Here is a 23950-nt window from a genome sequence, read left to right as displayed (position 1 = left end):
TGTAGTGGTCAACTAATATTGGCCACGATCTTAGAGTTTAACCAGAACAATCGTTCCGATTCATTGGGCGTCAGTCCGCCGTTATATTGATGTGGACGAAGCTGGCAGTAATATCCAATTATGTATCGTGTAATTTCGTTCTGAGCTTCTGTAAAATTACGATACCCTGTTGTTGGTATCCATTCTGTCTTAAGGCTCCTAAAAAAGCGTTCCATTGGACTATTATCCCAACAATTCCCACGTCGAGATAAACTTTGTTTGAGCTGGTATCGCCATAAAAGTTGTCGATATTTTCTGCTTGTATAGTGAGTCCCTTGATCGCTATGGAACATAACATCTTTAGGTTTACCACGACCTTCATAGGCCATCGTAAGCGCTTTGCCAGTTAAACGGCTATCAGGTGATAATGACATAGCCCAGCCAATCACTTTACGGGCGAATAGATCAATCACAACAGCTAAGTACATCCAGCGGTTACCAGCCCACACGTAGGTGACATCACCAACCCAGACTTCATTCGGAGCTGTAACTGCGAATTGTCGACCTAGGTGATTAGGGGTTTCAATATGTTCTAGCGTGCCTTTTCGGTATTTGTGCTTAGGAACCTGACAGCTAACTATACCAAGCTCTTTCATCAACTTAGTGGCACGATAGCGGCTTAGCAAGACACCTTGCTGGCTAACCATATCTGCAATGGTTCTAGCACCAGCCGACCCATTACTTGCAGTGTGTACTTCGCTAACTAGGCTCCGAAGTTTAACTTTATCGGCATTAATGGTTGTTGGCCGCTTTTTCCAATATTTGTAACTACTACGATGAATACTGAACACTTCGCATAATGTTTTTATGCTGTAGCTCTGCCTGAGTTTCTCAATTATTAAGAATTGTTCAGTGAGTCCGACATCAACAGAGCTGTGGCCTTTTTTAATATTTCGTTGTGCTCTTGGAGGCGAGCGAGTTGCTTTTTTAACTCTCGAATTTCAATTTGTTCTGGTGATATAGGTGATGCTTTAGGTTGCTTACCTTGTCGCTCTTCTCTTAATTGTCGAACCCATTTATCCATGGTTGATTTGCCTACACTCATGGCTTGAGCAGCTTCAACAATTGAGTAATTTTGATCTAGCACTAATTGAGCTGATTCAAGTTTGAACTCTGCGCTAAAAAGTCTTCTTGTACGTTTTTTCATAGTGTCACCTGTTAACTTATGAGGTGATGATATCACCTCTAACTAGGTGGCCAAATTCACCGTACCACTACAGTGTATTTGTCTTCTCCGCATAAGAAGGCTCGGCGAACAACACGGCTACAACAATGATAATAGGGAGTGTCTTCCAAACTAATTTGAGTGCTGCGAGGGCGTGGCATAAAAACCTCCTTGTTCAATGCTAAATCCTTGTACGTTTTTTCATAGTGTCACCTGTTAACTTATGAGGTGATGATATCACCTCTAACTAGGTGGCCAAATTCACCGTACCACTACAGTGTATTTGTCTTCTCCGCATAAGAAGGCTCGGCGAACAACACGGCTACAACAATGATAATAGGGAGTGTCTTCCAAACTAATTTGAGTGCTGCGAGGGCGTGGCATAAAAACCTCCTTGTTCAATGCTAAATCAAAGCATAGTAGGAGGTTTGCTTCTGTGCCATTAATGATGGGTGTCTATGTTTTGTTTGCGCGTCTGATGCTAAAACCAGCTCTTCAAATGCAAACTGCGCCACAGTCTCTGTTTGTGCATGTGTCAACCTAAGATAAAAGTTTAATAAAACTGCAACTTGGTCGTAAGAAGCTCCATGAAATAGATTGTCTACATTAGCATCTATCCAATCAGGGTTTAGTGGGTTTGAACTATCTGTACCTCGAGTTGCGAGATGATATTCGAGTGTTTCTTTGTTTTCAAACAAAGTAGCTGAAAAGCCAGTATCTGCATTCTCAACTTGCTCAACTACCCTATATTTTGATACAAAATACTCAGCTTGAGCTTGAGTAACACCTGATACACGTAATAGCGCGTCTATAAACTCGCTTTCCTTCATTCCTGCGGTTAACTTTGTTGCGTAAGCCGCTTGAGCCAAGAGAGCATCATTAAATAATGACTTAATAACCATAATAAACTCCATTTAAGTTATTTTTTATAAAATGTATTATCAATAAGATCTTTGTAGAATGTTTTACTTTCTGATTTAACTACTAAGTTCCCTCTATACTCTGGACAATGGTCTCCAACAGCCACCCACAAAATGGACTGCCTAAACAACCAACCTTTTTCATTTACAAGGAATATTTTTTTACTAAGTACCTTGTTATCTGACTTTCTAACAACGGTATTTTCATAACTATAAATAGGCCCAAATTGAGAGATCAGAATTTCCCTGGTATCACTATAAACAAAATCTTTTAAAAAACGCTTTTCATCAATTAATAGTTTATCATTATCTATAAAATAACCCCTATCAACACGCACTAGTTCACGCCTGTTTTTAGGTATTGGTATAAAATACTCTTCCCCTAACCCGACACGTTCATAGATAAACTGACCAGTACGCCCCTCTTCACTACAGTACTTATCAAACAATAAGTTAGATAAAATCCTATCGCCATAGCAACCAGTAAAACTGCCGACAATGAGAATTAGAAACCAAGTATAAGCTTTCACTAGTTTACTCCTTATTAAGAGGTTAACGCTCTCGCGCGCCTTCACTCACACCACGCATTAACGGCGCTAATAAAAACTCCATTAATCGGCGGGTGCCTGTTTTAATCTCAACTGTGACTGACATACCAGGTTTAAGTTTGACCCACTTACCATTGACATTGATTTCATCGGTCGCTAATGACGCTTTAAGCGGAAACAGTAAACCCAGTTGTTCATGCTCAATGGCATCGGCTGAAATATCAGCGACTGCGCCATCAATTACGCCGTATTTAGTAAATGGAAAACTGTCTATTTTGATTTCAGCAATTTGGCCAGTATGCACAAACCCAATGTCTTTATTGAGCAATCCAGCTTCGACCTCTAGTTGCTGACCACCGTGCTCACTAATAGGCACAATTTTAAGCAGCTCTTGAGCTGGGGTAACCACACCACCAATCGTCGCTATAACCAACTCTTCTACAACTCCATCAACGGGTGAGACCAATACCCGCAACCGAGTTAACCGTTCTGCTTTGGTTAGCTCCTGCTTAGCGCTTTCACTTTGCCGAGTTAATTGGTTAATCTCTTGCAGAGTATTACGGCGAGTTTCTGACAGGTAGGCATAAAGATTTTGCTCGGCAGACACTACGCTCGCACTGATTTGTTCAATCTTGGCACGTTGTAGTAACAGGGATTCTTCCTGGTCAATACGCTGTTGTTTTAATTCTAAATATTGATTACGTGATACGGATGATGTGCCAAGCAAGGTGTAATAACTACGCTCTCGTTCAATCACTAATGGCAAGGTTTTTTCGATACGGCCGACATCTATCTTTATCGATTTCTTTTCAGCCATCAGTTTGGTGATTTCACTGGTGAACCTAACTTTGGCTTTAGAACCGAGACTTTTAGCCGCACGAACTAAATTAATATCAGCCAAGGGCGAGTTCGTATTATCTGCATCATTGAATTGATATTCACGCAGCAGCGCACTCGGCTCTGGAGGGATTTGGTGAAAACGGGCAACCAATGATAAACATTGGATCCCTGAAGAAAAATTGTTCGACATCTTATTCCTGAGTCATCTTCATCCCTGATGGCGAAAATGTACACGAAACGCAACATGCTCGCAATATGTGTAAGTGCTTGTTGCAAAAATATTTAACACACAGTGCAGATAGTGAATAAACCGCCAATTTAATGCAATTCGTCAAAAAATACTCAAGCGCATTTGTGGCCTTTACCCTCTAAGAATAAGCTCTCTATAAATTAAAATATTCAGTTCTGTTCTAGCGAAAGTAGTAAAGTTTGGTCAACGGCCCAAAGGAACTAGACCTCAAAAGAGTGCAAGTGGACTGCCCCGAGTTATGAGAAATTTATTATGAAAACAGTTACTAGGTTCAACTTGATGCATTTACCTAACGGTTGAGTTAGAAGCTCTCGAGTCAACCCATGACATGGTCGCTACAAGTGCCATAGCACTGCATGTTACGAGTACAATACCCAAATGCTGAACCACACCGGCTAACGTCAATCCTGCTCCAATCATGAGGTAATAGAGTAATCCAAAGATCGCCCCAGCACTTCCAGTTTGCTGTTTATAGTTGACCAAAGCTGCACTCAGTATATTTGGGATCGCAATACTGAATGAAATGACAACAAGCATCATTGGGGTGAGAAACCAGATGGAATCTAGTATCAAATAAACCCCAAGAGCGCCAATCGTTAGCAGTGAAACGGATACCCATAGTAGCGTGTGAAAAGAGGCTTTCCTTGTCAGAAGAGTTTTGTTTAAATAGCTTCCGAGCAAGGTTCCAATGCCTAATACAACACCGCTGTACCCAAATAGACTCGAATTAAAACCGAGATCAACAAAGATAAATGCGCCTAGTTGGTAGTAAGAAAATAGCGCTACGTTATACAGTGCAACCAAGAGTGCCGACAGTATAACATTTTTATCTTTTATAATACAAAGGCTTAGGCTGAATAATTGTAGCGATTGTTTCTCTTTCTGCGTTTCTGGGAGTTTGGCTAGGTTGTAAGTCAATAAGATAACAGCCATGGCTGCTAGTGCGAAGAAAACATCATGATGGCCGCCAGTTGCACTGAGTTTTCCGCCTAAGAGCATTCCTAATACAGGACTGATTGAGATCCCTATTCCCATTAAGCTAAACACTTTACTTAGCTCTTTGCCACCAAACGCATCACGAAGCATAGTTTGTGTCACAATTGAGCCGACAGCGATGCCAAATGCACTAACGGCCCGAGCGATTAGTATGATGGCAAAGCTCTCAGTTTTCATAGCAACCACTGCTGCGCTAGCATATATGAATAGACCGATAATCATTGTTGGCCGTCTGCCTAGTTTGTCGGCCAATATTCCCCAGGTAACAACACCAATAGCAAAGGCAAAAAAGTATATTGATATGGTTTGCGCTGCTTGAGAGTTGCTTACGGAAAATGATTTGGCAATAGCGCCCAAAGCTGGGCTGTAGATGGTTTCTACGATCTGCGGAAACATCAACATAACAACCATCAGCCATAAGGAAGGTTTTGTGTTCATCTGGTGTACTCATCAATTAACTTGGCGCGTAGTTTAGATGAGGCTACCATTTACCCATTAACAACATTAAAACCCAAAACATTAAGATTCGGACAAATGGCTATTATTGATGAAAACATCCAATTCGATGCAGATAAACTAACTGGTTGCGTTGTTGGGATAGCAGCCGATATAGGCAAACACGACTCGGGCATGCACCAGCACAAGAAAGGTCAACTACCCTATGCGCCTCAAGGATGTATCAGTTTCGCATTAGAGAACTCAATCTGCATTTTACCACCTACAAAGGCTGTCTGGATTCCACCATATACCCAACATCGAGCAATAATGACGAACGTGGTGGCATATCGCTCGCTATACTTCAATTGTTCAGTTTTTGAGTGCCCTACGAGCATCACTATGATTGAGGTGGAAACATTACTAAAAGCGCTTATTGATAAAATGGCACATTGGGAGTGGTTCAAACCAGAACGTGAAATGAAAAATACAACAGCTCTTTTTTGGGAAGAATTTTATGCAGCGAACCGTCTTTCTTTTCAATTACCCTTGCCGTCAGATCGCCGCCTGAAGACATTTTGCCAACAAGTGATTAAAGAATCTTATTTGGTGCCACCTCTTACTCAAATAGCGCATTCATCAGGTGCAAGTACAAAAACTATCACCCGCTTGTTCAAGGCTGAAACAGGTATGTCTTATCAAGACTGGCGGCAGCAATGGCGTTTGCTAAAAGCGATTGAATTGCTCTCTAGAGAAATGCAAGTTTGCGACGTTGCCAATTGGTTGGAGTTTTCATCCGACAGCGCATTTATTGCCTTTTTTAAAAAACAAACAGGGCAAACGCCTCTAAGTTTTATAAAAGGTCATACCGTTACGCCTAACTAAATTATTTTAAATACTTGGGTGTTTTTTTTGGAGTCAAGTCTATCTCTTACCTAGTAGGTAAGAGATGTCCACCCTAGCCCTTTTTCGAACTTAAATTAGTAGCGCTCACGGCTTAACGTTTTTTAACTCATAGGTTCGTAATTAAACTTACCTAGAAGGAAGTGTACTGTTTCGCTTGTCATTAGTTAGCCTTAAAGCCCAGTTACCGCCGTTTTGTTCATCACAACGCTGTTCTGAGTCGTAATAAACATGCTTTGTAACGTTTTTAAGCCTAATGTGATTGCTTTCAAATTGCTCATGAATAAGTGATGTAAGATAATGATTATGTTCAGAATCCACAAAGTTATTTAGACTTTCATTTGTATCAAATACACATACAACCTTTATGCTATTAGGGTAGTTTGAAAAGTCTACAGTATGCGTTAACCATTGAAATCCCGAGACATGATCAATAGCCTTTTGGCACACATTAGTTAACACTGCACAAAGTAAATTATCTAACTTTTTGTCTGATTTTCGCATATCTGAAAGCTGTTTAAGCCTTTACTCCTGATTAAGTGTTACGGCGCAAACTGTAACATGGTTCCAAGTAGTTATTGAGAATTTTACTCAAAAGTCTGCTAATCCATTTAGGTAATGGGTTTGCACTGAATAGTGCGCAAGTATAAGGGGTTACAATTCTATCTATTTCCATTTCCTGTAGAGCTCTTCAATCTGTTGCTTTGTAGAGCTCACCCTAGTTGATGTGGGGCAGACCGGAATACCAAGTAACCGGAGATCGTAGTGACAATTATTAAGACCATTTGTAGATAAGTGACAGAATTGAGTTCTCATGCTCAAAAAGAAACCGTGTTTCTCCCTTTGTCTTTTGCTCTATATAAGGCTAGGTCGGCATCGTGAAGCAATTGCTCCCAGCTTTTCCTCGTAAAGTAAGCCAAACCGCAACTGATCGTTATGGTCTGCGCTGGTGTGACTTGAGTAAAAGGGGTTTGAACAAGGGTCTGGCGGCACTGCTCGGCAGTCTTTTGTAGATGATGGGCAAATGATTTAGAATCAACAGTACCCGCCATGACGAGTACGATAAACTCTTCGCCGCCCCAACGAATTAAGATTTCATTTGAGGTGATAGATTGGGCTAACGTCATCGCTATGTGACGCAAGGCTTCATCTCCTACTCCGTGGCCATAGTTATCGTTAATCTCCTTAAAATGATCGACGTCTATCATTATTAGCCCAAAATCATTTCCAGTAGCTATTGCGTTATCAAAGCGTTCTAAGCCAATTCGCATTCCTTCGCAGCGATTGAGTAAACCTGTTAAATCATCATAAGCAGCTTTGCGTTGCAACTTCATCTCTAGCTTTTTCTGTTCGGTAATATCAAAAATAACGCCTATAAGCCCTGCTACATTGCCGTTACTGTCGTTAAAGCTGGTTTTATGGAACTTAACATAAACATCCTCACCAACGCTGGTACGTATTTGCTTCTCATATATTTGGATACCAGGGTTACTAAATAGCGCCTGATCTGCAGCCTGATAAATGTCGGCGAGTTCTTTATCGAACAGTTGATGCACACTGAACCCTACCAACTCTTCACGTTTTAATTTGATGAAGTCCTCGAACGCCTTGTTGCAGCCTAAATAAATCCCCTGCACATCTTTATAAAAAATCGGCACAGGCAAGGTATCTATAGTCATTTGCAGCAGGTGAGAGTCACCAGCAATAAATTGGAGTAGGTCTTGAGGGAGCTGTGACTGGATATCATACATGGTCATCTCTCACGTTATTGTTATTCGAATACATTCCCTGTTAATAAAACAAAGTATAGCTGGGTAAAAACTACTACGTTGATCTGGTTAAACATACTGGATAGACCATCAGCTTGGAGAGGAAAGCTTGATATGAATAACTTAACCAAATGGCTTTACCGCATTTTTTAGTCAGTTAATCCGCCAGAAGCGCTTATCTGCCTATATATTAACCGTTTAACTTGATTATCGAGGTAAAAAAGGGGGATCCATCAATTAAGTACTGAAATTTAAAAATCTCATGCCTACACTGAGATCAATATCTGTCATATGAGGTAATTCATCTATGCCAATTTCCCCTCTTACCAGTGACAAACTTTACCGCCACTGTGAACTCAATGGCTTACCGCTTGATATTAAGTCTACTAAGCATTTAACCCCACTGAATGAAATTGTGGGGCAAGAACGCGCCCAGCAAGCTGTTGAGTTTGCTATGTCAATGAAAGATAAAGGTTATAATATCTACGCGATTGGCCGTAACGGTCTAGGAAAGCGTACAATGGTGATGCGCTATTTAGATAGATATGATCCAAATGGCAATGCAACCCCTCTTTATGATTGGTGTTATGTCGCCAATTTTGACGAAGCTAGAACGCCAAAAGTATTAAAATTGGCTCAAGGTGAAGGCACAAAATTTAAAAAAGCTATTGAGCAGCTAATGAAGCGCTTGGTTAAAGCCCTGCCCTTAGCTTTTGACAATGAGATTTACTATTCTCGCGCTGACAAACTCAAATCGCAGTTGGCAGCTAAACAGGAAGCGGCGCTCAATCGGTTAACCAAAGAGGCCAGCTCAAAACATGTCGCCTTGTCGATAACGGCACAAGGCAGTTACGAATTAGTGGCGATGAATGGCGAAGAAGCCCATACCGAAGAGAGTTTTGCCGCATTATCGAATAAAGAGCAAGATCTGTTAGAAGAAAATATCAGTGAGCTTGAGTCTAAGTTACGTGAAGTGGTACGCAAGTTTACTGTGTGGGAAGAAACCTACTCTGATAAGCAGCAAAAGCATGATGAACAGGTAGCCCAAGATGTACTGGTACACCTACTTGAGCCGTTAAAACTGGCTTATGCTGATCAAAGTGAGGTTAAGGCCCATCTTAATGATATGCACAATGATATCATTGATAATTTAGATATCTTTCTCGAGCAGAATGAAGAGCAAGTCGCTATCTCTTATGCTTCATTGCAGAAAAAAATGCCACGTCGTTATCAAGTCAATGTATTGGTTAATCATGGCTCTCAAAGTTTGCCTATTGTGGTTGAAGAAAGCCCCAATTATCACAATATCTTTGGCTATATAGAAAATGCGACCTTTAAAGGCACCATTTTTTCCGACTTTTCTTTAATCAGAGCCGGCAGTTTACATAAAGCGAATGGTGGCGTACTGATGATTGACGCCATTAAGGTCCTCGAACAGCCCTATGTTTGGGATGGCCTAAAGCGCGCCTTACGGTCTCGTAAGCTTAGCCTTAGCTCGCTTGAACGTGAAGTGACGTTGTCGGGTACCATATCGCTTGACCCTGAAGCTATCCCTTTGGATGTCAAAATCATTTTGTTTGGTGACTATCAGACCTATCAGCTGTTGCAGCACTATGATCCTGAGTTCAAGGAACTATTTAGAGTCACCGCTGATTTTGAAGATGAGATGGTACGCACTGACGAGTCTGAGGCGCAATACGCAAAGTTTATCTCTAGCATAGTGCATGGTAATAAAATGTTGCATTGCGACAGAGCTGCAATTAAACGTGTCATTGAATTTAGTGCTCGTCAGGCCGATGCACAGAATAAGTTGTCTTTACATTCTGCTGACATCGCTAACCTTTTGCGCGAGGCGAACTATGTCGCAAAAGCGAGTCACTCAAACATGATCCGCGTTGGCCATGTCGATCAGGCGCTGCGCAACCATGAGCACAGAGTTTGTCGTCTCAAAGATAATATTATGCAGAGCTTCGTTAACGGTACCACCTTAATCGATACTCAAAGCAGTGTTGTTGGTCAGATCAACGCATTGTCGGTGTTATCAACTTCCGACCATCAGTTCGGTGCACCAAATCGAATCACTGCAACGGTGGCTTATGGTGACGGTGCAGTATTTGATATTGAGCGCAAAGTTGAGCTCGGTGGCAGCATTCACTCAAAAGGGGTGATGATATTAACCGCTTACTTGGCGACTGTACTGGGCCAAACTGATAAAATTCCGTTAACTACTCACCTGACCTTTGAGCAAAATTATGGTGGTGTTGATGGTGACAGTGCGTCGATGGCGGAGCTATGCACCATCATCTCGGCATTTTCGAAACTGCCATTACGTCAAGATGTCGCAATAACGGGGTCGATGAACCAATTTGGTCAAGCACAGCCTATAGGCGGCGTGAATGAAAAAATAGAAGGCTTCTTTGACGTCTGTTCAATTAAGGGACGGTGCGATAGTCAAGGCGTGATCATTCCCAAATCCAATGCACAAAACTTGATGCTACGAGCTGATATTGTCGATGCCGTCAAAAAAGGGACTTTCTCTATTTGGGCAATAGACCATGTCAGTGAAGCCGTGGAAATATTAACTGGCGTTGTTGCTGGCGAGCGAGATTTTGAGTTTGAAGATTATCCTGAAGAGTCAGTATATGGCATTGCTGACAAAAGGCTAAAGAAGCTCAGAGACCATGTTAAACAGCAGGCAAAGAGTAGCGATAACTAAAACGATTGGCAATTATCAATCAAAACAAAAAAGCCGGTAGATACCGGCTTTTTTGTATTACGTTTAAGCAAACGCATCCTGTAGTGGCGGTACTACTTGCTTTTTACGGCTAAGTACACCGTCTAACCAAACTCTGCCGTTTTCAGTCGCTTTACCGTAAGCTCGGCTGGTTAGCTCACTGTCGTCTGAAACCACTAACACTTCAGAACCTTCTTTCATGATGTCAGTAAGCAGCAATAATACGCTGTGGCGATTACCTTCGGCTTTCAGTGCTGCAATATCAGCTTCAAGCTCGGCTTTAATGTCGTCAAACACCGAAAGATCGATAACTTCTAGCTGGCCGATACCGACTAAGTTACCGTTCATATTGAAATCTTTAAAGTCACGCATTACAAGATCACGTGCAGGTGTGCCTTCAACAGCAGACTTAACCTTAAACATCTCCATACCAAGGGCTTTGTAATCTTCAACTCCCGCGATTTCTGCCAGTGCTTCGACACACTTGATATCAGCTGTGGTGCAAGTTGGAGACTTAAAGATAACGGTATCACTTAAGATGGCACAAAGCATGATGCCTGCAATATCGGCTGGGATTTCAACACTATAGAAATCGTACATCATCTTTATCACAGTGTTACTGCAACCCACTGGACGGATCCAGCACTCTAGCGGAGTAGATGTGGTCAAGTCGCCAAGTTTATGATGATCAACAATACCAACTATCGTCGCTTGGGCAATATCATCTGGCGCTTGGGTAAGCTCAGAATGATCGACAATATAGACCTCTTCACCAGCGTAGCGCTCTTTAAACTCTGGTGCTTCAAAGCCAAAGCGGTCAAGAATGAAAGCCGTTTCAGGTGATAGTTCACCAAGACGGGCAGCAATAGCCGCTTCGCCGATTTGGTTCTTGAGATAAGCAAGTGCGATAGCGCCGCAAATTGAATCTGAATCTGGGATCTTATGTCCCACAACATACATTGGCATAGTTAACTCTCACTGGAAATTTTGCCGCATTTTACCAAAGAAGAACTAGATTTACATTAGCTAAAGGCTATTAATTCCTTAGACCAATTATTTACTACTGAGTCATGTGTTATTAGGTTTTCAATCGCCTTAAAATAAAAAGGCCCGCTTAGCGGGCCTTTTCTCGTTCGGTTCTACCTAAAGCTGTTTTAGATAGTGGTCTACGCTTGCTTGCTCACGTATTTTTAACTGAACGCAATTGTTAACCTGTTCATCAAGCTTCGATAGACTGCGCGCATAACCAGGTACTTGCTCAATCTTAGTGCTAAAAAATGTATTGGCACGAGCAAGTGGCGCGAGTTCGCAACCGCCAGCGACAAAAGCTGGCAAACGTGGCAATGCGAACGGTGGGAGTTTTTCAGCAAGTGCTGGGTAATTTGCATAGGCCCAATCTCTAAATACCACTTCCCGTTCTTTGGTGTAGTTCTGCCCGCTAAACAGATAACTTAAATCTGGCGCCGTTAATTTATCTGTTAGGCTGTAAGCCAAAACATCTAGCTGCATTGCTCCTGCAGGCGCATAGCCCAGTGCATAGAGCAGATTGGTTCTTTGCTGCGGATCTTTGGTTGTCTCAAATACCGTCTTAATCTGTTTGATTAATGAGGCATCCCCATTAAAGACAGCAACTTGCAGATATGTTGCAATAAGATATGGGTCAGCGCTGCTTGCCTTGTCTAAGTACGCAGCAGTTTGGGCCTTAGCAGTGTCAATGATTGCAGGGTCTTGACCTTCAAACCCAAGCAATGCAATTAACATAGGGCGCAATTTACTGATCTGTGGGTCTTCACCTGCCTTGGTGGTTAGCCCGTATGTGTCAACGGCTAGTTTGGCCCGCATAGTGACAAACTTCGCCCACAATTCTCTGTTGCTGTCATCGATAAATGTCCCTTTTTGCGCTTGCAGATACCCCAGCGCATTGGAGACGATTTGTGGATGTGGATCATTAACGAACTCACCTAAAATTTTAAGTAAATCGCCACCAGAGATAAAGCCAGCGTCCAATAAAGCATCTGCTGCTGAGATCAAGGCTTTGCGCTCCCTTGGGTTAAGGGCCGTTTTAGCGTGGCTTAATAAGGTGTCCATCTGCTTAGCTTCAAGCAACCAGCGGTAGTAGCCCATACCTTGTGCATCAGGAAATACCCAAGCTGGTGCAAAGGGTAATTCGAAGGTTTTACTTGGCGCATCAAGCAGCAGTGTTTGTTCACTGGTTAGCTTAGTGCCACCAAATTTAACCGATACGGGAACAGTCCACGTTTGTGCTGGCGCTTCGGTGCCTGCAGTAACAAAGCGTTGCTGTGACAAGGTGAGTCGATTGCCAGACACCTTAGCTGTGATAAGTGGATAAGCCGATTGCTCAATAAAGGTTTTCAGCACTTGTGCGACATCTTTACCTGAGGCTTTTGCCAAGGCGTTCCATAGATCATCTGCAGTGGTGTTCTTATAGGCATGTGTCTTGATATAATCGCGGATCCCCGCTTTGAATGCCTCTTCGCCTATCCAGTTCTCAACCATTGACAGCACGGCTTCGCCTTTGCTGTATGCTAAGCCTAGGCCATCCATGATATCGGCTTCGGTATTAATGGGTTTACGGATTGGTTTGGTGGATAACCGAGCATCGACGCCCATAACACGGTTTTTAGACAGGCGTAGGTTTGATTCAAACTCTGGATGAGTCTGATGGGTAATCTTAGAGGCCATCCAACTTGCAAAGGCTTCGTTAAGCCATAAGTCATTCCACCACGCCATGGTCACTAAGTTACCGTACCACTGGTGTGCCAATTCATGAGCGATTATCGATACCGTACGTTGACGTGCATTTTGGGTCGCGCTGTTATCATCCAGTAGCAAAATATCTTCACGGTAAGTGACCAAGCCTGCGTTTTCCATCGCTCCAAAAGGAAACTCCGGCACCGCAACTGAATCCAATTTAGCGTAGGGATAATCGACACCAAAATACTCTTCTAACGCACCAAGCACCACAGGCATCTGCTGGGCAGCATATTTCGCTAACTCAATTTTTCCTTTAGTGGTGATCACCCTTCCCGGCACTTTCATGCCAGTTACTTCAATCTCTTCAAACTGACCTACAGCAAACGCGACGAGATAAGATGAGATAGGTTTTGTCTGCGCAAAGGTATGGGTAGTCATTTCCCCTGCCACGTTAGTACTGATTTCTGGAGTGTTGCTATAAACCTTGTCACCGCTTGGGGCCGTGATGGTCACCTGAAATGGTATTTTGTACTCTGGTTCGTCAAAAACGGGGAATGCGCGTCGCGCGTCGCTCATTTCAAACTGAGTAAACAGGTACGGCAAATCACCATCTATTGTCTTATAAAGGCCAACCGACTGACGATTATAGGGGGCAGTAAAATCCATCGACAATGTGTACTTGCCGGGGACGATTTCGTTAGCACAATGGAGTTTAACAATGCCAGTATCAAGCATTTTTGATGTCATGTCACATTGGCTGACGCCATCGAGTTTAATATTAGTGGCCGTATAGGCAACGCCATTGATATCGATAGTTTTGGTGTTGTTCAACACTTCAATTTGGATTTGTGTTGATCCAGAAAAGTTATCCAGCGCTGGGTCCAGAGACAGTTTTATCGCTTGAGATATCGGTTTGGCTACTTTACTTAACACAAATTCATTCGCGCTTAACGGTGCACTACTAATGAGCGCCGCAGTCACAAGCCCTGAGGTGACGATACGATACATGGAGTTCCCTTTTATAAGAATAATGTCAATACGTCGCCCATACAGATAGCCCTTAAGGTGATAGTTCACACCGTAAAGGTCGCGTATGTGTGGCGATTTTGTGTCGAATGTTAACAAAGCTAGCAAGGAGAAGGCTAGCTATAGAACACATCTGCTTACTAAATTGGTGTGCTTGCAGCTATTTAACGCGCTTTTGGTAGCAGACGACGTCAACATCACGGCCATGTACGTCATAGGTATCGACTTTAATAAAATCCATGCCGAGTTTTTTCATGATATTAATGGATCCGAAATTAGCGTCATCAGCAATGGCTGAGAGATGAGTCACCTCCGGTTGCGCTGCAATCGCATCAGCCACAGCATGTGCCGCTTCTGTGGCATAACCCTTACCCCAACTGCATCGTTTAAATCGCCAGCCAATTTCAATATCATGACAGTTGGGCTGATCACTGAAGAAATCCATTGGGCGCACTAAAATCCAACCAATAAACTGTGCTGGCCGTGGGTCTTCAGAGGCAAGTGTTGTCACTTTCCATAATCCCCATCCTTTTTCTACGTTAGTGAAGGCCTCGACGCGTGGGATAAATTTTTCCGTGATATCAGACATTGTTGAAGGTGTACCACCATTAATGTAGCGCATGACTTGTGGATCTTGGTCAAGTTCAAACAGTAAATCGGCATCACGATAAGTGATCATCTCAAACTGTAATCGAGGGCTATTGGCTATCTGCATGGTGTGCTCCTAATCCTTGGTTGCTCATGATAACCTTAAACCTGACCATCAAAAAGAGTAACGTGATGAAATAAAGCCGGTTTCAAAAATTTAGCGAGGCAAGTATGGAGCGATTGTTTAGTGTGACGTTTAGGCTCGGTGATAGTATTAGAACCAAGCATTATAAAACTGAGAAAAGCGCTTTACGCAACATCAACAAGTGGTTGCTTAAGCATCGTGAGGAAGTGGACATTAATGCCTCTTTTTTCAGTGGTTCACAAGGTCACTTAAGCTTTAATGCCCCCGCTGAGGACCTACCAACAGATCAAACTGTCGATTTTTATAAAACCAAGGCTTGGCGGGCGCTGCGTCTACAGGCGTTAGAGTATTATGAAAGACGTTGTGTCTGTTGTGGTGCTACACCAAAAAGTGGTGCCGTGTTGCATGTCGACCACATAAAACCGAGATGCCGCTATCCTGAATTAGCGTTAGATATCGATAATCTGCAAATTCTGTGTGAAGCCTGTAACTTGGGCAAGATGGCAAATGTTGAAATCGATTGGCGATAAAACTAAAGGGGGGCACATCCATGTGCTTAACTGCGGGGGTTACGCAGATGAAATTGCTCAATACGTATTAGAAGTCAAAACGCAAACCTAGGCTAACGATGGTGTCGTCAAAATCATCGTATTGTTTAACGTCAAACTGGCCTACTTCTGTATGAATACGGGTTGATTTTGACAAGCGATACTCAGCACCAACCGCCCATTGCGACACTTCAGGGACCAACAAAGCTGATTCACCTAACGTATCGTACACTCGGCCTGCAATTTTACCGGTTCCCGAATCATCATTACCGTATTGTAGCTTCAGCAACAGCTCATCAATTTGATACGTTGCACTGACAATGAAACCTATACCGTCTCTGTCTTGGTAATGTGGCTTAGTCGGGTTGACCAATTCAGTCTGCTGAATAATGGTGCCAAATTTCACTTTATCGAACTTTACATGGCCAACTAAACGGGTTGCTTTAATATCCTCAATACCATCTGAGAAAGCAGCGCCTAGATAGAAATCCCCACTTTTGAAAAACTTATCACCGTATGTCAAGGCAACTTGATAGTTACCATTATCTTTACGAACGTCAGAGTCTTTAAAATAGTTATCTTCCATTAGATAGCTAGCGCCAAGCTGCAACTTATTCCATTTAGGGCTCTTGTATTCAAACGAGTCACCATGGCGCTTGTCGCCGGGCATTAAACGATCATGCTTTAAGCTGTAATTATCAAACGCATCGGCAAAGCCCTTACTCATCTTAAATACCGGATCGATGCGCCCAACGGCAAGCTGACCTGCAGCCTGATGCTTAAGGCCAATGAAGGTTGGACGAGCAGAAAATGGGTTATTGCCTTTGTCTTGCGACGCACCATTTACACCCACTTCAACTTTATAGAAAAGAGACCAGTCTTCATTAAGTGCGGATTGACCTTTAACACCGATGCGACTGAAGTTATTTTCTAGAATCGTGCCACTTTTACCATTATGGGTAGCGCTGCCGCTGTCTGAACTCGTCACCGAATAATCGAGCCGACCATAAACATCAATCAGATCATCGGCTATTACCTGTGGCGCGATAAACATACTGCTAGCTAATATTGTAAGCGTGAAATTTTTCATAATCATCATCTCTATTGGTCTTTTTGAATTATTTAGAAGAAGGCTTTTTGTGCTCAACAATCACCCCATCGGCACGCATCTGGGTATAAAGGATCTCAGCTTGGACTAAATAACGATCCCAAGCGTCTGAACGTTTAGTAAAACCCGTTGCAGCGTAGCTACCGCTGTCACCGGTTGCTGGCAAATCATTGATATCGAACAGCGACCCACCTTCTTGTAGGTGGACATTAAGTGCATCGATCATCACGTTAAAGCCGATTCGCGCAGGCTCTACATAATTGATTGAGTCATACTTAGATTGGCGATAGAACTTCTTAAGTGATGCATCCGAAATTTGGGCTTTTTCATCTGCAAATATCTCGTCAAAGTGGGCCTTTGTTATCTGCTTGGTGTCGGTGTCGACGACGATACGTAACATCGCCGTGACGCCTGTCCATTTGCCTTTTGCATCGTTGATTTTTTCAGCATGTTGATAAAACTTATAGTGAGTGCCATTGCTGTGAATATCGTTATAGATCTTCGCGGTAAGCGGGATCATAGATTGTTGAATGCTGTTCGATGCACCGGCCACAACGTCAATGCCTAGGTACTTAAGACGGTTTGGTTCCTTTAACTTATTGGCTAGCTTGGGATCATGATCTGGGTTGGGCTCAAAAGTGAGTTTATCTTGTGCCACCATTAACTTTTCCATGGTCAGCGCCGACTGTACCCAGGCAGTACCTTTTTTCTTGCCCATAGAGAAATTGTATTCAGACATGCGCTTTGGAACGTCTTGGTATAAACGGGTGTAATAGTTGGGACGGCCGCTTTCATTAAATTCAGCCAAAATCACATCATTTATGTCGTCCGAGTTCGTCACTATCGTCATACTACCCATGTGCCCCTGACGGAAGCGGGCCTCTTGGTAGTAGTAATCGCCAGTGATCAACCCAAGTTTTGGCTGAATTGACCACTTAAGTTTAAAATCATCACTGCTTGAATCATCTTTAGCGCCAACAGCAACATACTCTGGTTGAATACCATTGCTACGTGGGATGCGGTTTACGGCTTTCAAAATGCCATTTGATGAGTAGGTCGCACCAGAGACGGCATCTATGCCCTCATGGCCATTGTTTTTAACGATTTGAGGAAGCAAACGTTCAGCATTAAGAAATAGTGATTCTGTTTCATTGTGAGACTTGGTTTTTATAGAAACGATGCTACCTTGCTCGACATTGACTTCCAGCTTGATCTGACTTTTTTTACCTTTGGCTTGTACTTGATGTACGCCATCAACATACTTTCCCTGTGTCGTCTGGTTAGCACAACCTGCAGTGGTCAGTGCTGCGAATGTCATAGCCGTGTAGATAATACTGTGCTTAAAAAAATTAGTCGTTGCCATCTATTTATTACCCTTTTATTTGGTTATTGACTACCAGCATAAAGACACATAAATAAACAACAATTGCGGAAAACCGTAGGTTTTAAGTTTTACTTTAATAAATATGACGTAGTTAACATTTGTTTGTTATACAACTGACCTTATCAGTATATTCGTGGTAATTCTAAGGTAAATTAATAGTGTGAAATCTATATTATGAAATTAATAAATCAACATTTGACTACCTTAGTAATATTGTTAGCAATAAGTTCAACTGTGTTTGCTAGTAGCGACCCATTGGCTAATAACTTGCCACAAAACAAATACCCACCAGCAACGTTATCCAACTTCTATCAATGTGAAAATAATGCTTTGATCAACATTAATGATGATGAAGCCAGCCTAAATACCGTTAATTATTTTGGTACTTCGGTGTCAATAACTCTGTATAACGTAGAGCACAAAAAGGCTAAATCGATGCTGTGCAATGCCTTGTCCGTTATTCAGGAGTACCACTATCTCGCCTCAAATTACAGCACCTATGGGCATGTCACTAACATTAAGACCATCAACGAATCACCAGCAGAAAAACATCAGATTGACCCACTGTTGACAGAGTTAATCGCTGCGGGCATCGATTGGCATCAGCGCAGCGGTGGTTATTTCAATATTGCACTATCGCCAGTGATCGATCTTTGGCGCACTCATCGCTTTGCATGTTTAAAAGGTAATAGTCAGGCCTCAGAATGCTCCATACCTAGCCAAACTGAGTTAAATCATGCTGCACTGTTAACCAACATTGATGATGTCTCATTAGATCGTGTCCATAACACAGTGCGCATGAAACCGGGAATGAGCATAGATTTAGGCGGTATAGCAAAAGGATGGATGGCTGAGAAGGTCTACGATCAATTAAAGGTAGATGGTGCAGAGCAATTTATAATTAATGCTGGTGGCAATATTAGACACTTGGGGTTGCATCCTGAAGGAAGACAGTTTGCCACTGCGGTTGAAGATCCTGTGTGTAAAAAGAGTAACTATCAGCTTGCCAAATGTAATGAACCATCAGGTCAATATCATGAAGTGATCACAGGCAAGGATATTACAGTTGTCAGTAGCGGTAACTATTTGCGTTACTTTGTGGTTAATGGCCAGCAATACCACCACCTTATCGATCCAAAAACGCTTTATCCAAAACCTAAAGGAATCGCTACAACCGTTGTACTAAATAGTCATCAGTTGTACGCTGATGTGATATCGACAATGTTATTTTTAATGCCATTACAAACAGCATTGGACTATGTGAATAAATGGGATTATATCGAAGCCGTTTGGTATTTAAATGAACAAGGTGATAAAGTTAAATCAAATAAATTTGACTCTTTCACTGGCAATTAGTCCTACTTCATGTCTGTTGATATTAATATTGTTTCGCTAGTAAAGATGAATCCATCAATATTATATATAAATAACACTTGATATTTATATAGCGGTTTACCGCATACATACGTTGTCTGTGAGCAAGATCACCACTGCTAATTAAGGGATTAAGAAAATAGTGAGTTATGCGCCATAATAGATTCAATTCTCCGCTGACGTGAGCACTTATGAATCGACGTGCTATTTCTAGTTTTTGCAGTGTTATCTGCCCCACATTAAGACGAACATCGATGACATTGCTGTTGGTATGCGGTGCTTGTTTCGCCGTCGCACAAGAGGATGCGAGTCATTTTACTAATGCTACCGATACCAATGATGTTGCGGAAAAGCTAGGTGAACACAGCGTCAGTACCACGACTATCATCACGCCTCTAAGAGTTGGTGCATTGGCGTTTGCTGCACCCGATGCCGTTTATAAACGCTGGGCACCAACATTAGCACGCGTCAGCCAGGAAACAGGTATTCCGCTAGAGCTTATTCCCCTTACTCCTAATGAGTTGGTAGAAAAGGTATCAAGGGAAGAACTGGACTTCATTATTGGTAATGCTTTGATAACGGTAGCATTCAAAAAAGATTATGGCGTAAGCCATCTGTTGACCTTGATGCCGCGCAATCAAGTCTCACCTGAACATGCAGTGGGTAGTGCTTTAATCGCTAAGCAATCACTTAATATTTGGCATTTTAAAGATTTGATACACCTTAAGGTTGTGTCGTCAGATCCTAATGCCTTTGGTGGTTTTCAAATCCTTGCAGGCGAAATGGTGAAACAAGGGCTCAATCCACTTACTGACTTAAAACACCTAAGTTTTGTTGGATTCCCACAAGATAAACTGCTAGATCAGGTGCTAGATGGTCGTGCCGATGTGGCGATTTTACCAACCTGTGTACTGGAGTCGGCATTAGCTCGTCATATTATTCCTCCCAACGCTTTACATATTCTGCTCCCCAAAACGGATAGCGATATTGGTTGTCAAACCTCTAGCCAACTATATCCTTCCTACGCATTTTCTAAGTTAGGTAAAACCGATCATAAAGCGGCTTCTGCAATAGTGCGTGCGTTATTAGCAATAACCGCGCAAGACACACAGGCGGTCGCTGGTCATTACAAGTATTGGTCGGTTCCGGTCAATGATAGCCATGTCTTTGCGCTATTAAAAAATCTCCAACGTTGGCCATTTGTGACCAACTGGCAACGTTTGGCAGAAGATGCAACACCTTGGGCATTATTAATCGCTATTGGTTTACTGTTAGGCTACTTTCATCATCTTCGAGTTAAACGCCTCGTGGTTAAACGCACCAAGGCTTTAAGCGATGAGATGGCGCAACATAAACATACCCAAAAAGCCCTGTTTGAGCAGCAAAAGCAGTTCTATAAGGCACAGCGTGTACTCTTAACGGGTGAGATGGCCTCGGGTATCGCCCATGAATTAAATCAACCATTGGCAGGTATTAGATACTTAACTCAAGGTTGTATCTATCGTCTGGATGAGACTCAAACAGACTTAAAACAAGCGCTCAATAAAACCATTCTGCAGGTCGATCGGGCCCAGAGCACGATCAAGCGTTTTCGCCAGTTTTGCCAGCAGCCAAGTGTTTATCAAAATTGTGATTTAAAGGATCTCATAGATGAGACGTTAAATTTAATGCAGCCAGATTTTAAACGGATGAAATTAGTCCCTCAGTTGGCGCTTTGGCCGATAACCGTCTCAGTAGACCAAAGTTTAATGCAGCAGGTTTTGGTTAACCTGATCCGTAATGCTTTAGATGCTATGGAAACCAGTCATAAACCAAGATTACAAATTAGTGTGTTAGATGACGCTGGCCAAGTACATATTGTTATTACAGATTCAGGGGTCGGACTGAACGATGACGCACTACAACGATTATTTTTTCCTTTTGAAACGTCAAAAGCGAATGGCCTAGGATTAGGCATGGTTGTATGTAAGCGTATTGTCGAGGAGCATGGTGGTAAAATTCGGGCCTTCAACAATCAAAAGGCAACCACGGAGTTAGATGATTTAAAAGCCCGTGGCAATCTAACGTTTATTTCAGCCATTCCGCCAAAGGGGTTAACTGTATTAGTTACACTTCCATTAAAGGGACAAATAGATGTGTGATCTTTATCTAGTCGATGATGACCAAGATGTGCTCGACTCACTTAGCTGGATGCTTGAGGCGCTTGGACACAGCACTGAATGTTATATAAGTGCCGATAGGTTTCTCGCGAGTGTCGATTTAAGTCAGCCGGCTATCGCCATTTTAGATATTCAGATGCCAGGAACAGATGGTATCGAGCTACTGACTAAAATTAAATCGGCTAACAGCCCTATCAGTGTCATCATGCTTACAGGCCACGGTACCATTTCGATGGCAGTTCAAGCGATTCAAAAAGGTGCAATTGATTTTCTTGAGAAGCCGGTAGATGGCGATAAACTACATCATCTACTTGCCAAAGCGCTTGAACAAACCAATAACGCTTTTACTGAACACAACTTGCAAGCCAGTATTGTAGAGCGAATTAACACCCTAACCCCCCGAGAATTACAAGTGATGCACAAAGTACTGCAAGGTAAACTCAATAAAGTTATCGCCAGTGAGCTCAATATTGCCCAGCGTACTATTGAGTTGCATCGACAAAAAGTGATGCAAAAAATGCAAGTCAGTAATATTGCGGAACTTGCCTATCTGATGGCGAACAGCAAGGTGTGATCTTTATATGCGGCCAATACCTCGCCACGCTAGCGCAACTTGAGCGGACTAATTATACGCAAATGAGACTATTCTGGTCAGCAAATAGCCACTCTCATCGTTTTAGCGCGTCAAAGGCTTACATCTTTAACTTCGCTTGGCTAGTATAGCTATGTGTCAAAAGTGTGACATTTAAAAATAATCTGACGCTCAATGGTAGATGTTAAACCGATAGAACGCGAAAGCTCTTATGCGCCTAACTCCTTGGTTAAACTTGCTAATGCGAAGCAACTAAACGAAAAAACACTGACCAACTATAATAACTAATACCGTATTCATACGGATTTCTGGGTATTTTCATGTCTTTAAAAATGCTGTTTACCTCACTAGCCGTAGTACTGGGTGTAAGTGCTAATAGCTTTGGTGCCCAAACTTCACAATATCAAGCTGTGAGTGATAACTTTAAGCAAGAGTTCCATCAGAGCCTGAAAAAGAACAAGGTGCCAGGCGGTGCGTTTGTCATTGTCGAAGGCGATAAAGTGCTGAAACTCAGTACTTATGGTAAACGCCAGAAAGGCGGTAAGCAAAACATCAACGCCGATACGGTATTTCGGCTCGCGTCGGTATCAAAGACCTTTGCTGGCGCCCTAGCCAGCCTATTAGTGCATGAACACAAATTAAGTTGGCAACAGCCCATTACAGGCTATCTACCTGAGTTTTCCTTAGCGCCACCCGCTAAGAGCGAAGATATTACTATTGGTCACATTATTGGCCAAAGCACCGGCCTGATGCCAAACAGCTATGACAATTTGATCAATGCCAATATCAAGGTTGATAAAATTGTTCCTAAATTTAGTAAGCTCACGCCCATGTGTAATCCCGGCGTGTGTTACAGCTATCAAAATGTCGCGTTCTCTTTTATCGAGCAAGCCATTGAGCAACAAAGTGGACAAAGCTACGAAAGCTTGATCACCCAACGTTTGTTTGAGCCCTTAGGTATGCAAACCGCCTCAATTGGCTATAAAGCGTTTACCCAAATAGAGAATCGTGCAGCGCCGCACATTAAGACTCGCTTTGGTTTTCGGCAAGTAAAGGTGAAACCCAACTACTATCAACTTTCTCCCGCAGCAGGGATAAACGCCAGTATCACAGATATCGCAAAATGGTTAATGGCCAATATGGGACAACGCCCCGATGTCATTAGCCCTGTAGTGCTTGAAGATATCACCACCCCTGGCGTGAGAACCACTAGAGAACTTAGGCGGCGCGAATGGAAAGCTTACTTGGATGACGCCCATTATGGCAAAGGTTGGCGTGTTTATGAGTTTGAAGGTCGACCGCTTATCTATCACGCGGGATGGGTTGCAGGTTATGTGGCTGAAATTGCCTACTCGCCAGAACTGAATCTCGGGATGGCGATGCTCATGAATGGTGAATCTCGTGTCATTGCTGAACTCGGAGCCAACTACTGGCATCAAGTATTTGAACACGCTAAGTCCTTAAACAAAAGTGTAAAAAAGTAAACTAACGGCAAACAGTCATCACCAGTGATCGATTAATTAGCTTGCACAAGAGTGTGCCATAAAACAGTTGCTTTAGTAGTAGATTGGAGCAAGTTCTCACGATTAGACAAAAAAAAGAAGAGACCGGAGGGAGTGGTCTCTTCAAAAGGGTGTCTGACATAACTAGAAGTAGAATACACACGGAGAGCGACGTATTCTAATTCATGTCACACAGTTCTGGCGACGATG

At 42.6% G+C, this 23950-nt stretch carries 18 protein-coding genes and 2 pseudogenes; 7 read left to right on the top strand and 13 right to left on the bottom strand.

Going from position 1 to position 23950, the window contains the following annotated elements; genetic code table 11:
* Positions 1 to 8: 8 nt before the first annotated feature.
* The 7 genes and pseudogenes from BEL05_RS20515 to BEL05_RS20490 all read right to left on the bottom strand — a co-directional run bounded on the left by BEL05_RS20515 (position 9) and on the right by BEL05_RS20490 (position 5196).
* A protein-coding gene (locus BEL05_RS20515; RefSeq protein WP_139151798.1) for an IS3 family transposase occupies positions 9 to 1186 on the bottom strand; the annotation gives its coding sequence in 2 pieces (ribosomal slippage) (positions 9 to 919 and positions 919 to 1186; 1179 coding nt in all).
* 71 nt (positions 1187 to 1257) lie between these two features.
* Positions 1258 to 1365 (bottom strand): annotated as a pseudogene (locus BEL05_RS21230) (transposase); the annotation flags it as partial.
* A gap of 115 nt (positions 1366 to 1480) precedes the next feature.
* Positions 1481 to 1588 (bottom strand): annotated as a pseudogene (locus BEL05_RS21225) (transposase); the annotation flags it as partial.
* A gap of 20 nt (positions 1589 to 1608) precedes the next feature.
* Positions 1609 to 2106 carry a hypothetical protein gene (locus BEL05_RS20505; RefSeq protein ID WP_069672249.1) on the bottom strand — a complete coding sequence of 166 codons (498 nt, stop codon included), beginning with the start codon at positions 2104 to 2106 and terminating at the stop codon, positions 1609 to 1611.
* A 17-nt stretch (positions 2107 to 2123) separates the two neighbouring features.
* Positions 2124 to 2654, bottom strand: coding sequence for a hypothetical protein (locus BEL05_RS20500; RefSeq protein WP_069672248.1), 531 nt, complete (start codon positions 2652 to 2654; stop codon positions 2124 to 2126).
* 22 nt (positions 2655 to 2676) lie between these two features.
* Complete coding sequence (locus BEL05_RS20495; RefSeq protein ID WP_069672247.1) at positions 2677 to 3702, bottom strand: HlyD family type I secretion periplasmic adaptor subunit; 1026 nt, start codon at positions 3700 to 3702, stop codon at positions 2677 to 2679.
* A gap of 345 nt (positions 3703 to 4047) precedes the next feature.
* Entirely contained in the window at positions 4048 to 5196 is a 1149-nt protein-coding gene (locus tag BEL05_RS20490) for a multidrug effflux MFS transporter (RefSeq protein WP_069672246.1), read from the bottom strand.
* Between the two features lie 96 nt (positions 5197 to 5292).
* Here BEL05_RS20490 and BEL05_RS20485 point away from each other — a divergent pair, with 96 nt between their 5' ends.
* Positions 5293 to 6078 carry an AraC family transcriptional regulator gene (locus BEL05_RS20485; protein ID WP_069672278.1) on the top strand — a complete coding sequence of 262 codons (786 nt, stop codon included), beginning with the start codon at positions 5293 to 5295 and terminating at the stop codon, positions 6076 to 6078.
* A gap of 836 nt (positions 6079 to 6914) precedes the next feature.
* Here the strand turns inward: BEL05_RS20485 and BEL05_RS20475 are convergent.
* A complete protein-coding gene (locus BEL05_RS20475; RefSeq protein ID WP_069672244.1) occupies positions 6915 to 7847 on the bottom strand; it encodes a GGDEF domain-containing protein in 933 nt (310 codons plus the stop codon).
* A 325-nt stretch (positions 7848 to 8172) separates the two neighbouring features.
* Between BEL05_RS20475 and BEL05_RS20470 the strand changes: the two genes are divergently transcribed.
* Entirely contained in the window at positions 8173 to 10581 is a 2409-nt protein-coding gene (locus BEL05_RS20470; RefSeq protein ID WP_069672243.1) for a Lon protease family protein, read from the top strand.
* Between the two features lie 63 nt (positions 10582 to 10644).
* On the opposite strand, the gene BEL05_RS20465 is transcribed toward BEL05_RS20470, so the two are convergent.
* The 3 genes from BEL05_RS20465 to BEL05_RS20455 form a co-directional block, all read right to left on the bottom strand.
* The gene (locus BEL05_RS20465) at positions 10645 to 11565 is read right to left on the bottom strand and encodes a manganese-dependent inorganic pyrophosphatase (protein ID WP_028763912.1); all 921 of its coding nucleotides are present in this window, start codon (positions 11563 to 11565) and stop codon (positions 10645 to 10647) included.
* A gap of 177 nt (positions 11566 to 11742) precedes the next feature.
* Entirely contained in the window at positions 11743 to 14322 is a 2580-nt protein-coding gene (locus BEL05_RS20460) for a M1 family metallopeptidase (RefSeq protein WP_069672242.1), read from the bottom strand.
* A gap of 178 nt (positions 14323 to 14500) precedes the next feature.
* The gene (locus tag BEL05_RS20455) at positions 14501 to 15055 is read right to left on the bottom strand and encodes a GNAT family N-acetyltransferase (RefSeq protein WP_028763910.1); all 555 of its coding nucleotides are present in this window, start codon (positions 15053 to 15055) and stop codon (positions 14501 to 14503) included.
* Positions 15056 to 15159: 104 nt separating this feature from the next.
* Here BEL05_RS20455 and BEL05_RS20450 point away from each other — a divergent pair, with 104 nt between their 5' ends.
* Positions 15160 to 15603 (top strand): HNH endonuclease, encoded by a 444-nt coding sequence (locus tag BEL05_RS20450; protein WP_069672241.1) that lies wholly within the window; start codon positions 15160 to 15162, stop codon positions 15601 to 15603.
* A gap of 67 nt (positions 15604 to 15670) precedes the next feature.
* On the opposite strand, the gene BEL05_RS20445 is transcribed toward BEL05_RS20450, so the two are convergent.
* Positions 15671 to 16711 (bottom strand): porin, encoded by a 1041-nt coding sequence (locus tag BEL05_RS20445; RefSeq protein ID WP_069672240.1) that lies wholly within the window; start codon positions 16709 to 16711, stop codon positions 15671 to 15673.
* Positions 16712 to 16739: 28 nt separating this feature from the next.
* Positions 16740 to 18092 (bottom strand): FMN-binding protein, encoded by a 1353-nt coding sequence (locus BEL05_RS20440; protein WP_069672239.1) that lies wholly within the window; start codon positions 18090 to 18092, stop codon positions 16740 to 16742.
* 195 nt (positions 18093 to 18287) lie between these two features.
* Between BEL05_RS20440 and BEL05_RS20435 the strand changes: the two genes are divergently transcribed.
* The 4 genes from BEL05_RS20435 to BEL05_RS20420 all read left to right on the top strand — a co-directional run bounded on the left by BEL05_RS20435 (position 18288) and on the right by BEL05_RS20420 (position 23722).
* Positions 18288 to 19469, top strand: a complete 1182-nt coding sequence (locus BEL05_RS20435; protein ID WP_069672238.1) for an FAD:protein FMN transferase — start codon at positions 18288 to 18290, stop codon at positions 19467 to 19469.
* Between the two features lie 209 nt (positions 19470 to 19678).
* On the top strand, positions 19679 to 21628 hold the full coding sequence (locus tag BEL05_RS20430; RefSeq protein ID WP_245687042.1) for a sensor histidine kinase: 1950 nt from the start codon (positions 19679 to 19681) through the stop codon (positions 21626 to 21628).
* A complete protein-coding gene (locus tag BEL05_RS20425) occupies positions 21621 to 22220 on the top strand; it encodes a response regulator transcription factor (RefSeq protein ID WP_069672237.1) in 600 nt (199 codons plus the stop codon). The genes BEL05_RS20430 and BEL05_RS20425 overlap by 8 nt, the downstream gene beginning before the upstream one ends.
* A 338-nt stretch (positions 22221 to 22558) precedes the next feature.
* Complete coding sequence (locus BEL05_RS20420; protein WP_069672236.1) at positions 22559 to 23722, top strand: serine hydrolase domain-containing protein; 1164 nt, start codon at positions 22559 to 22561, stop codon at positions 23720 to 23722.
* The last annotated feature ends 228 nt before the right edge of the window (positions 23723 to 23950 follow it).

Source organism: Shewanella colwelliana (genome assembly GCF_001735525.1).
Taxonomy (GTDB): domain Bacteria; phylum Pseudomonadota; class Gammaproteobacteria; order Enterobacterales; family Shewanellaceae; genus Shewanella; species Shewanella colwelliana.
This window is presented reverse-complemented; position numbering and strand designations above follow the sequence as displayed.

Excerpts from the sequence above, each read along its gene's own strand:
- BEL05_RS20440 (WP_069672239.1), bottom strand. The coding sequence starts at position 18,092 with ATGGCAACGACTAATTTTTTTAAGCACAGTATTATCTACACGGCTATG.
- BEL05_RS20445 (WP_069672240.1), bottom strand. The coding sequence starts at position 16,711 with ATGAAAAATTTCACGCTTACAATATTAGCTAGCAGTATGTTTATCGCG.
- BEL05_RS20495 (WP_069672247.1), bottom strand. The coding sequence starts at position 3,702 with ATGTCGAACAATTTTTCTTCAGGGATCCAATGTTTATCATTGGTTGCC.
- BEL05_RS20450 (WP_069672241.1), top strand. The coding sequence starts at position 15,160 with ATGGAGCGATTGTTTAGTGTGACGTTTAGGCTCGGTGATAGTATTAGA.
- BEL05_RS20455 (WP_028763910.1), bottom strand. The coding sequence starts at position 15,055 with ATGCAGATAGCCAATAGCCCTCGATTACAGTTTGAGATGATCACTTAT.
- BEL05_RS20435 (WP_069672238.1), top strand. The coding sequence starts at position 18,288 with ATGAAATTAATAAATCAACATTTGACTACCTTAGTAATATTGTTAGCA.
- BEL05_RS20430 (WP_245687042.1), top strand. The coding sequence starts at position 19,679 with ATGAATCGACGTGCTATTTCTAGTTTTTGCAGTGTTATCTGCCCCACA.
- BEL05_RS20425 (WP_069672237.1), top strand. The coding sequence starts at position 21,621 with ATGTGTGATCTTTATCTAGTCGATGATGACCAAGATGTGCTCGACTCA.
- BEL05_RS20470 (WP_069672243.1), top strand. The coding sequence starts at position 8,173 with ATGCCAATTTCCCCTCTTACCAGTGACAAACTTTACCGCCACTGTGAA.
- BEL05_RS20490 (WP_069672246.1), bottom strand. The coding sequence starts at position 5,196 with ATGAACACAAAACCTTCCTTATGGCTGATGGTTGTTATGTTGATGTTT.
- BEL05_RS20505 (WP_069672249.1), bottom strand. The coding sequence starts at position 2,106 with ATGGTTATTAAGTCATTATTTAATGATGCTCTCTTGGCTCAAGCGGCT.
- BEL05_RS20485 (WP_069672278.1), top strand. The coding sequence starts at position 5,293 with ATGGCTATTATTGATGAAAACATCCAATTCGATGCAGATAAACTAACT.
- BEL05_RS20465 (WP_028763912.1), bottom strand. The coding sequence starts at position 11,565 with ATGCCAATGTATGTTGTGGGACATAAGATCCCAGATTCAGATTCAATT.
- BEL05_RS20460 (WP_069672242.1), bottom strand. The coding sequence starts at position 14,322 with ATGTATCGTATCGTCACCTCAGGGCTTGTGACTGCGGCGCTCATTAGT.
- BEL05_RS20475 (WP_069672244.1), bottom strand. The coding sequence starts at position 7,847 with ATGTATGATATCCAGTCACAGCTCCCTCAAGACCTACTCCAATTTATT.
- BEL05_RS20420 (WP_069672236.1), top strand. The coding sequence starts at position 22,559 with ATGTCTTTAAAAATGCTGTTTACCTCACTAGCCGTAGTACTGGGTGTA.